Here is a 15,119-nt window from a genome sequence, read left to right as displayed (position 1 = left end):
AATAACATCAAAAGCATTAAATCTTTATTTTTTTAATTCCGAAAATGTTTATCAATCCCTATCTTTGCTAGTAACCGCTTTGCAATGATTCAGAAAGTCCGAAATTTTACCGATAGCACCAATTTTTCCAATGCCTTAAAAGTGACATTGGCTGCTGCTATTCCTGTGCTTTTGTTCTCTTATACAGGTAATTTCCAAATTGGTTTTAATATTGCCTTAGGTGCTTTTTTGACCTATCCGAGCGATATTCCCAGCAACAGAAAACACCGTATAAATGGTATTCTCGTTGCTGCTCTGATTGTAGCCGGGAACAATCTGGTCGTTAACCTGCTCTATCCGCAACCCTGGATATTGTATCCGGCTATGGCGGTAATGATTTTCTTTTTTTCCATGATTTCGGTTTATGGGCAACGGGCGACTCAGGTTTCATTTTCAGCCCTCTTATCTATCTGCCTTGCTTTTGGCCACATACACGATGGATGGGAAATGCTCCAATATTCAGGACTAATGTTTGTTGGCGGTCTGTTTTACCTTCTCATATCCCTGACATTTAATTACATCAGACCGCACCGCTATATCGAACTTCAGGTTGCCGAATGCTTGCGGCTGACTTCAAAGTATATGAAATTGCGTGGTGATTTATGGAAGATTGATTCACCCCGCGAAAAAATTATCGAAAAGCAGTTATACCTTCAGGTAGAATTAAACACAATCCATGAAAACCTAAGGGAAATTTTAATACGAAACCGAAGCCATTCCAACGGTACTTCAGACCAGACCCGAAAGATGACCCTGGTTTTTATTTCACTGCTTGAAATTCTGGAATTGGCACTATCGACCTCATTTGACCATAATAAACTGCATCAAAAATTTGCAGACCATCCAAAAGTCCTGGCTACCTATCAGCACCTGGCCTACAACCTTGCTTCTACTTTAAAAGCAATTTTTAAAAGCCTGGAAAATCGCAAAAAATATGTCCCGAAGCATTCGCTGCTAAAAGACCTTGAAGCGCTCGAAAAAGTAATTTCAGACTACGAGCAGGAATTGGGAAAGGAAAAAGCTTCCGAAGGCGTTTGGATGCTTTCCAACATGCTGCATTATGCGGAAAAGCAGATTGAAAAAATCAAGATTGTGGAGCGTGCCTTCATGCCCAACTTCAACACGAACGATTATAAAGGAAGAGATAAGAATCTTGACAAATTACTGACTCCACAATATTATCCGTGGAGCACATTCCGTGAAAACCTGAGTTTTTCGTCAACCATATTTCGCCATTCGTTACGGCTGACGGCCACAATTATGCTTGCATTTTTATTAGGAAGCCTTTTCCCTTTTCAAAATGTATATTGGATATTGCTGACTATAGTAGTTATCATGCGTCCGGGCTACGGATTGACCAAAGAGCGTTCGTTCCACAGGATTATCGGAACCGTGGTCGGCGGACTTATTGCTTTTGCCCTACTGCTGTTTATCCATAATCACATTATCATTGGTGCTTTAGCTATTACTTCGATGATTTTAGGCTTTACCTTTACCTCGATAAATTATAAAGTAGGTGCTACTTTTGTAACCATTTATGTTGTTTTTGTTTACGGAATCATTACCCCCAATATTAACGATGTCATCCAATACCGTATTCTGGATACTGTTGTAGGGGCAGGCCTTGCCTTTTTGGCCAATTATTTCTTCTGGCCATCATGGGAATTTATGAGCCAGCCTATTTATATTAAAAAATCCATTGAAGCCAATCGTGATTATCTCAACGAAATTTCTCTTTTCTATAACAACAAAGGAGAAGTAACAACCTCATACCGAATCGCGCGAAAAAATGCCTTCATTGAAGTTGGTAACCTGATGGCCTCGTTTCAACGTATGACCCAGGAACCCAAATCCAAACAGAAACAGGTGCAGCAGGTTTACAAACTTGCCGTCTTAAACCACACATTGCTTTCTTCTTTGGCTTCTTTAGGAACTTATATACAGACGCATAAAACATCGACAGCATCTGAAGCTTTCAATGTAGTTGTCCAAACGGTAATCAAAAATCTGAATTATGCCATCACATTTGCTGATTTGGAGGTTTCCGGCACATTGGCACAAACCGAAACGAATGAAGATTTGGCCATGCGCTTTACCGAATTAAAGAATATGCGTGCCAAGGAATTAAAGGAAGCGCATCTTTCAGAAGATGAAGAATTCCAGCTTAAAATGCAGGAAGCCCAATTGGTTATCGAACAACTGGTTTGGTTGACCAACCTTTCTGAAAGTATTGTCAAAGCGGCCAAGCTGCTGCATCAGACCAAATAAAAAGCCTGAAACAATTGCTTCAGGCTTCTTTGTATAATTTCTATTTATTTACAACGTATCTAATTTCAAGACTTTAGCAGAATGTTCTCTTACCTGCTGAAGCAGAGATTCATTATCATTTAATGAGATTCCATACGATGGAACCATTTCTTTTAACTTTTTCTGCCATTCTGTTGTTTTTTCGTGTTCAGAAAAACATCTTTGAATCAGGTCAAGCATAATCGAAACTGCGGTTGAAGCTCCCGGAGACGCACCTAGCAAAACGGCTAACGAACCATCACCCGCTGTTACTACTTCTGTTCCAAATTCCAATACTCCTCCCCCATTCTCGCCTTTTTTGATAACCTGTACGCGTTGGCCTGCAGTTTCCAAAACCCAGTCTTCCATCCTGGCATCCGGAAGATATTCTTTCAAAGCTTCAAGTCTGTCTTCAGGAGATTGACGCACCTGGTCAATCAGATACTTTGTCAAAGGCAGGTTATGGAATCCGGCTGAAAGCATCGGAATCAGGTTATTCGGTTTTATAGAAAGCGGCAAGTCCAAATACGAGCCATTTTTAAGGAATTTAGTAGAAAAGCCTGCATAAGGCCCAAACAATAAAGCTTTTTTACCATCAATCATACGGGTATCGATATGCGGAACTGACATTGGCGGAGCACCTACAGAAGCCTTACCGTAAACTTTGGCATTGTGTTTTGCGATTATATCTTCATTGACACATTTCAACCATTGACCGCTTACAGGAAAACCTCCAAAACCATCACCTTCCGGAATACCTGCTTTTTCAAGTAACGGTAATGAACCACCTCCGGCTCCAATAAAAACAAAACGTGTACTGATTTTGGTTTTATCACCTGTCTCCAGATTTTTCACCTTAATCTGCCATCTTCCATTTTCGCCTTTTTTCAGGCTTTTCACTTCATGATGGAACTTCATGCTAACACCTTCTAATGTTTTAAGGTAATTAAAAATACTTCGGGTGAGTTCACCAAAATTCACATCGGTACCAATTTTCATTGAAGTAGCCGCAATAACTGATTTTGGATTCCTGCCTTCCATAACCAATGGCATCCACGAACGTATTTTATCTTTATCTTCTGAATATTCCATTCCCTTGAAAAGACTGTATTGCTGAAGCGCATCATATCTTTTTTTCAGGAAATCCACATTTTCTTCACCCCAAACAAAACTCATATGCGGGATACTCTTGATAAAATTTTCAGGATTGGAGATAAGATTTTTTTCAACCAGATAGGCCCAAAACTGCTTCGAAACTTCAAAAGATTCTGCAATCTTTACAGCTTTTTTGGTATCGATTTCTCCACCTGCAAGCTCCGGAGTATAATTGAGCTCACAAAATGCAGAGTGACCTGTTCCCGCATTATTCCATGCATCAGAACTCTCGGCCGCAGCCATGTCAAGCCGCTCATAAATTTCAATTTTAATATTGGGATTCAGTTCTTTAAGCAATAAACCTAAAGTAGCGCTCATGATTCCGGCGCCAATTAGAACCACATCCGTTTCTGTTCTTAAAGTTGTAGTTGCCATCACAAAAATTTTTGTCGTGCAAAGATACTTTGAAAGAAACAAAAAACTTTGTTATTTATATCTATTTTAAATTACAAACAGGTTTTTTAATAAAATAAAAATAAAATCTAGAATTTTTTTCTGGATAAGTAATCCTGAAGCATAATCGTTGCCGAAATCTCATCTATCAGGGCTTTATTTTGACGTTGTTTCTTTTTTAACCCACTATCAATCATGGTCTGGAACGCCATTTTTGATGTAAAACGCTCATCTACCCTTTCAAATGGCAGGTCTGGAAAATTATTTTTAAATTTTTCCACAAAAGCTTCAATCAGTTTGGCACTTTCAGATGGTGTATAATCCATCTGTTTGGGTTCTCCTATCAAAACTCTTTCTACTTTTTCCTTAGCAAAGTAATCTTTGAGAAAAGTGATGGCTGTTTCTGAAGGAATAGTTGTTAGTCCGGAAGCAATAATCTGCATTTCGTCTGTAACGGCAATTCCGGTTCGTTTTAGTCCGTAATCTATAGCTAGTATCCTTGGCATTTTAATTTTTCTTATTTTCTGAAATTATTTTCTTAAGCCTGCTTAATTCGCCATTCATATTAAAACAGTCTACAATTGCAGATTTATTTGAAAAACTATATAATCCACACTTAAAACAAATCTTTGCCATTCCTGTTTCTTCCTTATTCATTTTAAAAATAAAGATATCTCTGTAAATAGGGTCGCAAGCGGCAATAAAAAATTGGTTACATCTCTTTTCTGCAAAAATCTGCGTTCTCAGCTCATCATAATACTTAGGATTGATAGCAGTATTTTCTACTTTATCAACAGATTTAATGGCTTCTTTGAACTTTATTTTTTCTTCTTTAGTTTCCGGGCAAGGCTCTCTTAATAAAAATTCAAATATTTTACCTTTTTCAGAAATTGTATCTGCTAAAATCAAATCATAATATTCATTCTCGTCAATTGGAATCTGATAATGTATTACTTCATCAAAATCAAAAAAAGGCTTGTTTTGGGTTATCTTTTTATTAATATCTTCCATAGATTCATAAGACGAACTTTCCTCTTTCTTGCAGGAAATTATCAAGAAAACCAATAACAACGGAATCAATATTTTCATAAATCAAAAATTAGGCTGCGTAAAATTACATTTTTAATTTCCCTAATCTCAAAAGCATTGGAAAAACAACCGTTTTATCTCCTGCTTCCCATGAAATCTCCAATTCCTTGCGAATCAAATCGATTGGATTTTCGTTGTTATGCGCTTTATAATGTTCTACCGCTGACCATGTTTCCAGATAACCTACCAACTGTTCGAAAGTCCACGTAAATTTATTCTGGAAATGAAGCGTTTCCAATTCTTCAAATGGAAAAGGAATCGTTTGATAATTCTCGTCCAGGTATTTTCGTTCAGCATCCCAAAATGGACCTACAATATTGTAATAAAAATCAGAAAGTATTTTATCTGATTCCTCGTTGGTACTGAAAAGCCCATAACCAACTACTGCGAAGATTCCGTTGGGTTTTAGTATGCGATATACTTCCGCATAAAACTGGCCAAAATCAAACCAATGTATTGCCTGGGCTACCGTAATCAGGTCAAATTGCTTGTCCAGAAAATCGGTTCTTTCTGCAGGAAGTTTTTTGTAAATTACATTTAATAATTGTTTGGCATGCTGCAATTGATTTTCGCTGATATCCGTAGCATATACGGTCTGGAAATATTCAGATAGCTTTTGGGCAATCTGCCCATTGCCTGTGGCCACGTCCAATGCCATTTCTCTCGATTCCGTAAACGAAACGATATGTTCAATAAGTTCCGGCGGATAAGATGGCCTGAACTTTGAATACTCCGAAGCTTGATTTGAAAAATTATCTTTCATAGGAAATAGTGTGTCTTACAAATTTACGTAAAATCCATTTATTCAACCCTGCCTGAGTTTGAAACTCTGGCAGGGTTGAAAACGAAAAAAACATATCTTTGCTGAAAATCAAATTTTATGAGCACTTTGCAGACAATTATAGAGCAGGCATGGGAAAATAGAGCCCTGCTTCAGGAAGAAAAAACAACAACAGCAATCCGTGAGGTTATCGAACTGCTAGACAGTGGAAAATTACGCGTAGCTGAACCAATTGCCGGTGGATGGCAAGTTAATGAATGGGTAAAGAAAGCAGTTGTAATGTACTTCCCTATTCAAAAAATGGAAACCCTTGAAGCAGGAATCTTTGAATATCATGACAAAATGCCTTTGAAAAAAGGCTATGCCGAAAAAGGAATTCGTGTTGTTCCTAATGCTGTAGCCCGTCATGGTGCTTATATTTCAAGCGGTGTAATCTTAATGCCAAGTTATGTCAATATTGGTGCTTATGTAGATGAAGGTACGATGGTCGATACCTGGGCTACCGTAGGTAGTTGTGCCCAGATTGGCAAGAACGTACATTTGAGCGGTGGTGTAGGAATTGGCGGTGTTTTAGAGCCATTACAAGCTGCTCCCGTAATCATTGAAGATGGTGCTTTTATTGGTTCGAGATGTATTGTAGTTGAAGGTGTTCGCGTTGAAACAGAAGCAGTTCTTGGCGCTAATGTTTGTCTGACAGCTTCTACAAAAATTATAGATGTGACCGGTGATGAGCCTGTAGAAATGAAAGGTGTCGTGCCAGCACGTTCTGTTGTGATTCCGGGCAGTTATACTAAAAAATTCGCTGCAGGAGAATTTCAGGTTCCTTGCGCTTTAATTATCGGAAAAAGAAAACCTTCTACCGATTTGAAAACTTCTTTAAACAACGCACTGAGAGAATACGACGTAGCGGTATAATAATTAGGAATTGAGATTAGGAATTACGAACAACCTGCCTGGCATAATTCGTAATTCCTAATTATTAATTTGTAATTCATACAATTTTCATGAAAAAGATACTTGTAATCCAGCAGAAAATGATAGGCGATGTTTTGGCCAGTTCTATTCTTTGCAACAACTTAAGGACTATTTATCCTGATGCACAGATTGACTACCTGATTTATCCTTTCACAAAGCCGGTGGTAGAAAACAATCCCAATATTGATAATTTGGTACTTTTCAAAGAAGAATTTCGCAAAAGCAAAAAAATGCTCCTGCGTTTTCTGGTTTCTATCCGAAAAGAGAAATACGATATTGTTGTTGATGCCTATGGAAAGCTGGAAAGCAATCTTGTTGTAGGAATGTCAGGCGCAAAGAAGAAAATCGGATTTCATAAGTCCTATACCAACTTTTTATATACGGACACGTTTAAGGAACTTTCAAAACCAAAAACTTCAGCCGGTCTGGCTATTGAAAACAGAATGCTGTTGCTACAGCCTTTTTCTTCGGGCATTCCGCTTGACAATCGCCCTAAAATTTTCCTGACAGAAGAAGAAATTAAAAACGGAAAGGACATCCTGATTCAAAACAACATCGATTTTTCCAATAAAATCTATATGATTGGTGTTTTGGGTAGTGGTCATAATAAAACCTATCCTTTTCCTTATATGGCAAAATTGCTTGATGCCATAGTTGCCAAAACCAACGCTACGCTTCTGTTTAACTACATGCCATCACAGGTGGAACAGGCAAAAAAAATATTCGGACTGTGCCAGCCGGAAACACAAAAGAACATTAAGATTAATATTGTTCCGGGAAGCATTCGGGAATTTTTATCGATTACTTATCATTGCAATGCCCTTATTGGCAACGAAGGCGGGGCCGTAAATATGGCCAAGGCCCTATTCAAGCCTACATTCACAATATTTTCTACATGGATAAAAAAGGAAGCCTGGAATTCGTTTGAAGACGGCATACATTATGCTTCTGTTCATCTTAAAGATTTCAAACCGGAATTATACGGTAAAAAATCTGCAAAAGAAATGAAAAATCAGGCCATGAAACTGTACGAGTCTTTTACTCCGGAACTCATTCTGCCGGAACTCAACAGTTATCTGAAAAAAAATTAATTGGAATCAATCCCGATTGGCGTCCTGATAACCTTATTTTTTCGGGTATTTTCACGAATAGCAAAATTCTTTTTCCAGGTAGCTTCATTTACGTAGCCTCTTGCATGGTCGAGGTGAACTACGATGGCACTGTATCGAATCTGTTTTGATTTCAGCCCTTTATTAAAAAGCCTTTCACCCAGTTCCCTGTCCTGTCCGCCATATTGCATTTCCTGGTTAAAGCCATTGATAGCAACCAAATCGTCTTTCCAGCCCGAAGCATTATGTCCGTTCCAGGTTGCTTTTGTTGGCGTAATAAAGTTCAGGAACTTTGCCCATAAACCGGTAGCAGAAAGTTTTGTGTTTTTAAATGACTTTTTAAGGCCTCGCCCAACAAGCCATTTTACATCAAAACAATTCTGGTGCAGGATATGATTTTTTGTGATAGCCTGTGAAATATTCATAGGAAGCATAAAATAGCCTCCGGAAAGAAAATAGCCTCTTTCACGATAATGAAGATGTGTTTCCACAAAATCTTTCCTCGGAATACAATCGCCGTCCGTAAAAATAAGGTAATCTGTATTGGAAGCAACAATTGCCTTATTGAGTATTTGTGACTTTTGAAAACCGTTATCTTCCTGCCATACATGAATTAACGGCATTGAAAGTTGCGGTCTTAACGTATCGAGCAATTCTTTGGTTTTAGGTTTTGACCCGTCATCTGCAATAATAATTTCAAAGTTGAGTTCAGTTTGCACACTAAATCCCCATATGACTTTTTCAAGCCATTCTTCAGAATTATAGGTACTCATTATTACGGATGCTTTCATAATCTATTTAAATGCAAAAAAATTATTTCCAGAAAAACAGTTTTTTCTTGAGCCGCTTCTTTCTATGAAACCTGTTTCTGAATGATTCCGTTTCAACAATCATCATTTGCAAAACCTCTTCATAAGGCCTGCCATAAAGCTTTGCATATTCGTCGCTCATTACTTCAACCAATTCTCTTTTGGGTGTGAGTTTGGATAAATTGACAATACGCTGCTTCAAGGTCATGGACTTATGAAACTGCATTCTGTTCAGGTCAACCAAAAAGAAATTATAATTCCCTTCACCGTTCTTTTTAATCAGTGTATTACCTGGCGTGTGGTCGAGAAATTCTATACCATTTTCATGTAAATTAAATGAAAACCGCACAAACTGCCTTAGTATATTCTCGTGGTCAGGATAATTCAAATCTGTTGTCAATTCTCTAAACGTCAAATCTGCATTCAACTGTTCGCTAATGTAATAACTGTCGTAAAGAACATTTTTGAAATTTTCAAAATAAGCAATGGGCTGAGGGGTTCCTATTCCTTTTTCTAGCAAAATATTGGCAAACTCAAAAGAGCGTCTGGCTTTTGAACGCCTGAAAAATTTATAGGCTACCTGATTGATAAAATTAGGAATCTTGAACGATTTGACATTCAATGTAATCTCATCTAATTCAAAGAGCCTGATTTTGTTGCGCTTTCCGTCAACAAACAAAATACCTTTAGCCTCAAAATTAGCAATACAGTCCCGTATGGCTTCTTTCTGGTGTAGGAATTTTGGATTGTAAACTTCGTGCATTTATGCTTTTCTTATTTTGTTCACAAAAGTAACCATTTTCGATTTTAGAGTTCAAATAATTAATTTAATTTTACAAAAAAATTGCCGAAAGGTTAATTAGCACCCAATAAATGTTTAAACACTATCTAATTACTAGGTTTAATCTAAGAAATCCTGATTGGAACGTTACTAAAAATAACGAAACCTTACTGACCGACGAGTGGATGGAAGACAGAATGTGGCTCTTTGAGAACTTTTGTTTCCCATCTGTTGTGGCGCAGACCAATACGGATTTTAACTGGCTTCTGTTTTTTGACACTACAACACCCGAAAAATATAAAAGTGCCATAACTAACCTGATTTCGGATAAGACAAACATCAAAGCCTTTTATATTGATGGTATGCCTGAATTTTATCCGGCTATCCAACAGTTTATTTCTGAAGATACACAGAATGTTCCTTATTTGATTACTTCAAGAATTGACAATGACGATTGCATCCATAAAAATTTCATCAACGAAGTACAACGCAAATTTCAGTCACAGGAATATCAGGCTGTTGATGTTATCAAAGGCTATTCACTACAGGTAAAACCCCGTTACATATTAGGTAAAAAAGAACATATTTTCAATCCTTTCATAAGCCTGATTGAAAAAAATGAAAACCCGAAAACCGTTTGGTTTAACGACCATACGTTGTGGAAAAAGGAAACCCGTATTACGCAGATTACAGACAAGCGTTTATGGATGTCAATCATTCATGAAAAAAACAAGGTGAATGAGTTTGACGGTTACGACAATGTAAAATGGGCGCATATCAATAAAGATTTTATTGTATCAGAGAAAATGAACAGCCTGATTGAAAAAGAACTTATTCCCTATAAAAACTGGATGTTCCTGAGTTTGAAAAACCGATTGTATGTAAAATTGGTTCTTTTAAGCAAAAAGATAAAAAAGGCATTGGGTGTTTATAAAATAAAATAATCTTGAGTCGAAATTCGACTTTTCTATCACAAGCATCTCACCTCCTAAGAATTTGTTTTCAAGTTTCAGTTTTAAGACTGTTATTTTGCTTTTTACTGTTTAAATTCTAATCTTAATTGGTAAATCCCCATTAAAAACATCTGCAAATTATTGATTATCAATTTAATTAAGATTTTTTTAACATATTACACCTATCGCTTGTTTCTTCCGTTTAAAAAAACTTATCTTTGCGGAAATCAAATTTTTTACAAGCATTTTGCAAGTAATATTGAGAATTGAAGCAACCAACATTTCGGCAAAAGACAAAAAACAAAAAGCAAAATCAGGTTTCCACTTCAAGAAATTATTTCGTAATTTCTTATTGCAAACCGATACAAAGGAGATAGATGAAAATTGCGTTGATTAGTTTTGACAATTGGGGTTTGAATGAAGGAATTGCTAAAGTCTTAAAACAGGACGGTCACACTGTGCACCATATTGATTTCCATAATTTTATATACAAATACCCAAGTTTTTATTATAAAATTTATAATGCTTTCCTGAAGGTCTTTTTCAGGAAAAATATTAAAAACATTTACTACGGAAAAGAAATCATCAAGCGTCTGGAACAAATTGGTGAGAGGCAGGATTTGATTGTGACCATCAAGGGAGACTTCATTGACAAAAGCTATTTAAAGCAATTAAAAAAATATACGCGAAAGTCAATCGGTTTTTTTAATGACAGTGCTACACGTTGTCCAAAAATAAAGCGGGTTGCTTCTGCATTTGACCAGGCATTTTCTTTTGAAAAGGAAGACTGTCAAAAATTAGGCTTAAAGTTTGCTCCTAACTGGATTTATGAAGAGAACAAGAACAGCAGTAAAGGGCCGTTTGATTTTCAGGTTTTTAATATCTGTTCCAAAGACAAAAGACTTCCCATTCTTTCAAAAATCATTTCTGAATTAAAGTCGAAGCAGATAAAACACAAGATTATTGTTTTGAGCAGAGACAAGGAATGCCCGAAGAGCGAAATCGAATTTTTCTTTGAAAGAATTACATTGGAAGAAGTCTCGAAATTTATCGAAAAATCCAGGGCCCTTTTAGACATCAAAAGAGATGGACAATTTGGACTGACTTTCAGGATTTTTGAAAGTATCGGGTTAGAAAAGAAACTCATAACAACCAATACTGATATTGTAAATTATGATTTCTACAATCCCAATAATATTTTGGTCATAGACGAAAAAAATCCGGTAATCCCTACCTCGTTCTTTGAAAGCGACTATGAAAAGCTTCCTGAAGAAATCTACCACAAATACACGATTAGAGGCTGGATTCAAAATGTTTTATTTCACAAATAGCTATTTATGTCAATAAAAAAAGATTTCCATAAATTTCAGCATCAGCTCAAGAGCTTTTTTTTACAGGGACACCACAAATCCTTCAAAAAAAAATATTTTAAAGAACATTATTCCGGCACAAAAAAACTAATCCTGTTTTTTGTTCCTTCCGGAACAGACAGGATTAACGGAGGAATTTTGTCAATATGCACCATTTATAACATTGTTAAGAAGTTAAAAGACATTCACGGATGTGACGTGGTTGCCAGTTTTTTGCCCGGGAAAAGTGAAACCGACTATAAATACAGGAAGTTTTCAAACGAAATGATTATTTTCACTTTCAAAGAAATTGAAAGGTATTTTGACCATCTTGACTTTGCGGAAATTCATATCCCGGATGTAATGATTGCTGCTTTCAATAAAGGGAACAAACGTATGGTTCCTTTTTTCAGATGGACGGAAAATATAAAAGATATAAAAATCAACCTGCTCAACCAGAATGACCTTTTTATGCCTCCGATTGAAAAAATCGACAATGTCAAGAAAATGTTCCCAAACACGACTATGACCATGGCACACAAGCGTTATGCTACACTTGAAAAAAGAAATTATTACGGCGTGCCGCTTCATCTTTTTTCAGCCTGGTTAAGCCCAACTCCCTACAATAGAAAGGTATTTAGAGAAAAAGAAAATCTGGTTATCTATTCCCCAGATAAAATTCAATGGGTTCCCAATTCAAGTACGCTGACAAAAGAGGGAATTTTGGCAAATCTAAAAGCCAAACTGCCGCATTATACTTTTGTTGAAATAACAAACATGAAGTATGACACCTATAAAGATTATGCTTCAAGAGCCAAATTTGTCATTACTTTTGGAGAAGGATTGGACGGCTATCTTATAGAAACTATTTTCTCCGGAGGTATTTCATTTGCCGTTTACAATGAGATTTTCTTTACTGAAGATTTCAAGAACCTGCCAACGCTTTATTCTTCATTTGATGAAATGAATGAAAAGATAGCAGATGATATTAAACATTATGATAATCCTGAAACTTTTAAAGAATATCAGGACAAACTGGACATCATTGTTAACAAATTATACAGTTTTAACATGCTTGAGAATAACATAAAGCAGTATTATTTGCATAACTTTGATTTTAAATAATCAAAATGATAAACGTAACACAGACATTTTTACCACCGCAAAGCGAATATAACAACCTGGTTAAAAGAGCTTGGGATAGTTTGTGGCTTACAAACAGGGGCCAGTTGACCTTAGAATTGGAAAACAAGCTGAAAGAATGGCTGAATACTGATTCTATTTTAATCACCAATAACGGTACTGTTCCATTACAAATTGCACTGAAACTTTTGGGAAAAGGAGGAGAAATCATCACGACACCTTTTTCTTATGTTGCGACAACTTCAGCAATAGTCTGGGAACATTGCGAACCTGTTTTTGTTGACATCAACCCCGAATATCTTACAATTGACGAAACCAAAATAGAAGCTGCCATAACTCCAAAAACTACAGCCATACTGGCTACTCATGTTTTTGGCAACCCCTGTCAGGTGGAAGCAATTGAGGCTATCGCTAAAAAACATAATTTAAAGGTCATTTATGATGCTGCCCATTCTTTTGGTGTAGAATATAAAAATCAGTCTCTTTTTAATTTTGGCGATGTGAGCACCTGCAGTTTCCATGCAACCAAATTGTTCCATACGGGTGAAGGCGGAGCCCTTTTCTGTAAAGACAAAGAACTTTTTCATAAATTATATTACAGCCATAATTTCGGACACAACGGACCTTTGGATTTTCATGGTTTAGGAATCAATGCTAAAATTTCAGAACTTCAATCTGCTATGGGTCTGGCCGTTTTGCCTTATATCGATACCATTCTCGCCGAACGAAAAAAAGTGGTCGATTTTTATAACGCCAATTTAAACTTTTCCAATCTTCAAGGCTTGAAGATTCGGGAAAACACCAAATGGAATTACAGCTATTATCCTATAATTCTGGATTCTGAAGAAACACTGTTAAGGGTACAAAAGGCATTAAACGAGAATCAGATTTTCCCAAGAAGGTATTTTTATCCATCCCTGAATACGGTTAATTTTATAAAAAATACCGAAATGCCCGTTTCGGAATCTGTTTCAAAAAGGGTAATGTGCCTTCCTTTGTATGTGGGATTAAAAACAGAAGATTTAGAAAAAATTACTTCTATAATCAATCAAAACATATGATAATTATTGGAGCAAAAGGTCATGCTAAGGAAGTTTTCGATGTTCTAACCATCGATGCACCCGATTCGTTTTATTTTTTTGACAACGTTAGTGCCGACCTTGAAGATTCTTTATTCTCATATCCGATTCTAAAAACTACCGAACAAGCCCGGTCCCAACTCAAAAAAAATCCCGATTTTATCTTAGGACTTGGCAATCCTTTTAGCAGAAATAAAGTTTACAACCTGTTTTTAGAATACAATGGCAACCCTGTTTCAGCAATAGCCAAAAACGCTGTTGTGAGCAAAAGTGCCGTTTTAGGAAAAGGACTGAACATCATGCCTTTTGCATTTGTATCTGCAGACACTTTTATTGGAAACGGCGTATTGATCAATGCGTATGCGAGTGTCCACCATGACTGTAAAATTGGCGAATTTGCAGAAATATCGCCGGGTGCAAAAGTTTTGGGCAACTGCGAAATTGGTGCTTTTACAACAATTGGTGCCAATGCCACAATTTTACCTAAATTGAAAATCGGAAAAAATGTAACTATAGGAGCCGGTGCCGTTATCACAAAAGACATTGAAGACAATGCGGTTGTTGTTGGTGTTCCGGGAAAAATAATTAAATATAACGTTCCAAAAATATGAACGAAGAAGTTCACAAAGCTTACGAAGTAATCAAAGAAGGCGGTATTATTCTTTATCCTACGGAGACCGTTTGGGGAATTGGATGTGATGCAACCAATCCAGACGCAGTAGCGAAAATCTATGCCCTAAAAAGAAGAGAAGAGTCAAAATCGATGATTGTCCTGATGAATGGCGAAAGAATGGTATATAATGTCTTCAAGGATATTCCTGAAGTAGCCTGGCAGATTTTAGACCTTTCTGAAAAACCGACAACGCTGATTTTAGACAATCCGAGAAACATTGCCAAAAACCTGATTGCTCCTGACAACACTTTGGGCATGAGAATCGTAAAAGAACCTTTCTGCTACAAATTGCTGGAACGCATGAAAAAACCTCTTGTTTCTACTTCTGCCAACATATCCGGAGAGCCTACCCCTATAAATTACAAAGAAATTAGCCCCGAGATTTTAAAGGGCGTTGACTATGTCGTAAATTTGCAGCAAGAAAAGATGACAGGAAAACCTTCTGCTATTATCAAACTGACTTCAGACAGCCAGGTTAAGATAATCCGAAAATAGCAATCGGTTT

At 36.7% G+C, this 15,119-nt stretch carries 15 protein-coding genes; 9 read left to right on the top strand and 6 right to left on the bottom strand.

Annotated elements, in window-relative coordinates:
• The first annotated feature begins 84 nt into the window (after positions 1-84).
• Positions 85-2,307 (top strand): FUSC family membrane protein, encoded by a 2,223-nt coding sequence (locus ASG38_RS10220; protein WP_056070116.1) that lies wholly within the window; start codon positions 85-87, stop codon positions 2,305-2,307.
• A gap of 48 nt (positions 2,308-2,355) precedes the next feature.
• On the opposite strand, the gene ASG38_RS10215 is transcribed toward ASG38_RS10220, so the two are convergent.
• From ASG38_RS10215 to ASG38_RS10200, 4 genes are all read right to left on the bottom strand, one after another.
• Positions 2,356-3,855: a malate:quinone oxidoreductase gene (locus tag ASG38_RS10215; RefSeq protein WP_056070113.1), complete on the bottom strand. Its 1,500-nt coding sequence runs from the start codon at positions 3,853-3,855 to the stop codon at positions 2,356-2,358.
• A 107-nt stretch (positions 3,856-3,962) separates the two neighbouring features.
• Positions 3,963-4,379, bottom strand: a complete 417-nt coding sequence (ruvX, locus tag ASG38_RS10210; protein ID WP_056070110.1) for a Holliday junction resolvase RuvX — start codon at positions 4,377-4,379, stop codon at positions 3,963-3,965.
• Position 4,380: 1 nt separating this feature from the next.
• Entirely contained in the window at positions 4,381-4,962 is a 582-nt protein-coding gene (locus ASG38_RS10205) for a hypothetical protein (RefSeq protein ID WP_056070106.1), read from the bottom strand.
• 25 nt (positions 4,963-4,987) lie between these two features.
• Positions 4,988-5,725 carry a class I SAM-dependent methyltransferase gene (locus tag ASG38_RS10200; RefSeq protein ID WP_056070103.1) on the bottom strand — a complete coding sequence of 246 codons (738 nt, stop codon included), beginning with the start codon at positions 5,723-5,725 and terminating at the stop codon, positions 4,988-4,990.
• A 117-nt stretch (positions 5,726-5,842) separates the two neighbouring features.
• On the opposite strand from ASG38_RS10200, the gene ASG38_RS10195 reads away from it, so the two are divergent.
• Positions 5,843-6,658, top strand: a complete 816-nt coding sequence (locus ASG38_RS10195) for a 2,3,4,5-tetrahydropyridine-2,6-dicarboxylate N-succinyltransferase (RefSeq protein ID WP_056070100.1) — start codon at positions 5,843-5,845, stop codon at positions 6,656-6,658.
• Between the two features lie 89 nt (positions 6,659-6,747).
• Positions 6,748-7,809 (top strand): glycosyltransferase family 9 protein, encoded by a 1,062-nt coding sequence (locus ASG38_RS10190; protein WP_056070096.1) that lies wholly within the window; start codon positions 6,748-6,750, stop codon positions 7,807-7,809.
• Here ASG38_RS10190 and ASG38_RS10185 read toward each other — a convergent pair.
• Positions 7,806-8,618, bottom strand: a complete 813-nt coding sequence (locus tag ASG38_RS10185; RefSeq protein ID WP_056070093.1) for a glycosyltransferase family 2 protein — start codon at positions 8,616-8,618, stop codon at positions 7,806-7,808. The genes ASG38_RS10190 and ASG38_RS10185 overlap by 4 nt on opposite strands.
• 22 nt (positions 8,619-8,640) lie before the next feature.
• Positions 8,641-9,399 carry a lipopolysaccharide kinase InaA family protein gene (locus tag ASG38_RS10180; RefSeq protein ID WP_056070091.1) on the bottom strand — a complete coding sequence of 253 codons (759 nt, stop codon included), beginning with the start codon at positions 9,397-9,399 and terminating at the stop codon, positions 8,641-8,643.
• A gap of 110 nt (positions 9,400-9,509) precedes the next feature.
• On the opposite strand from ASG38_RS10180, the gene ASG38_RS10175 reads away from it, so the two are divergent.
• The 6 genes from ASG38_RS10175 (at position 9,510) to ASG38_RS10150 (ending at position 15,109) form a co-directional block, all read left to right on the top strand.
• Positions 9,510-10,361 (top strand): glycosyltransferase, encoded by an 852-nt coding sequence (locus tag ASG38_RS10175; RefSeq protein ID WP_056070088.1) that lies wholly within the window; start codon positions 9,510-9,512, stop codon positions 10,359-10,361.
• Between the two features lie 386 nt (positions 10,362-10,747).
• Positions 10,748-11,701, top strand: a complete 954-nt coding sequence (locus ASG38_RS10170; RefSeq protein ID WP_056070086.1) for a hypothetical protein — start codon at positions 10,748-10,750, stop codon at positions 11,699-11,701.
• Positions 11,702-11,707: 6 nt separating this feature from the next.
• Positions 11,708-12,844 carry a hypothetical protein gene (locus ASG38_RS10165; RefSeq protein ID WP_056070084.1) on the top strand — a complete coding sequence of 379 codons (1,137 nt, stop codon included), beginning with the start codon at positions 11,708-11,710 and terminating at the stop codon, positions 12,842-12,844.
• Positions 12,845-12,849: 5 nt separating this feature from the next.
• Positions 12,850-13,923 carry a DegT/DnrJ/EryC1/StrS aminotransferase family protein gene (locus ASG38_RS10160; protein ID WP_056070083.1) on the top strand — a complete coding sequence of 358 codons (1,074 nt, stop codon included), beginning with the start codon at positions 12,850-12,852 and terminating at the stop codon, positions 13,921-13,923.
• Positions 13,920-14,552 carry an acetyltransferase gene (locus tag ASG38_RS10155; protein ID WP_056070080.1) on the top strand — a complete coding sequence of 211 codons (633 nt, stop codon included), beginning with the start codon at positions 13,920-13,922 and terminating at the stop codon, positions 14,550-14,552. Before ASG38_RS10160 ends, ASG38_RS10155 begins: the two co-directional genes overlap by 4 nt.
• Entirely contained in the window at positions 14,549-15,109 is a 561-nt protein-coding gene (locus tag ASG38_RS10150; protein ID WP_056070077.1) for an L-threonylcarbamoyladenylate synthase, read from the top strand. Before ASG38_RS10155 ends, ASG38_RS10150 begins: the two co-directional genes overlap by 4 nt.
• The last annotated feature ends 10 nt before the right edge of the window (positions 15,110-15,119 follow it).

The organism is Flavobacterium sp. Leaf359, from assembly GCF_001423985.1.
In the GTDB taxonomy this organism is placed as follows: Bacteria; Bacteroidota; Bacteroidia; order Flavobacteriales; family Flavobacteriaceae; genus Flavobacterium; species Flavobacterium lindanitolerans.
This window is presented reverse-complemented; position numbering and strand designations above follow the sequence as displayed.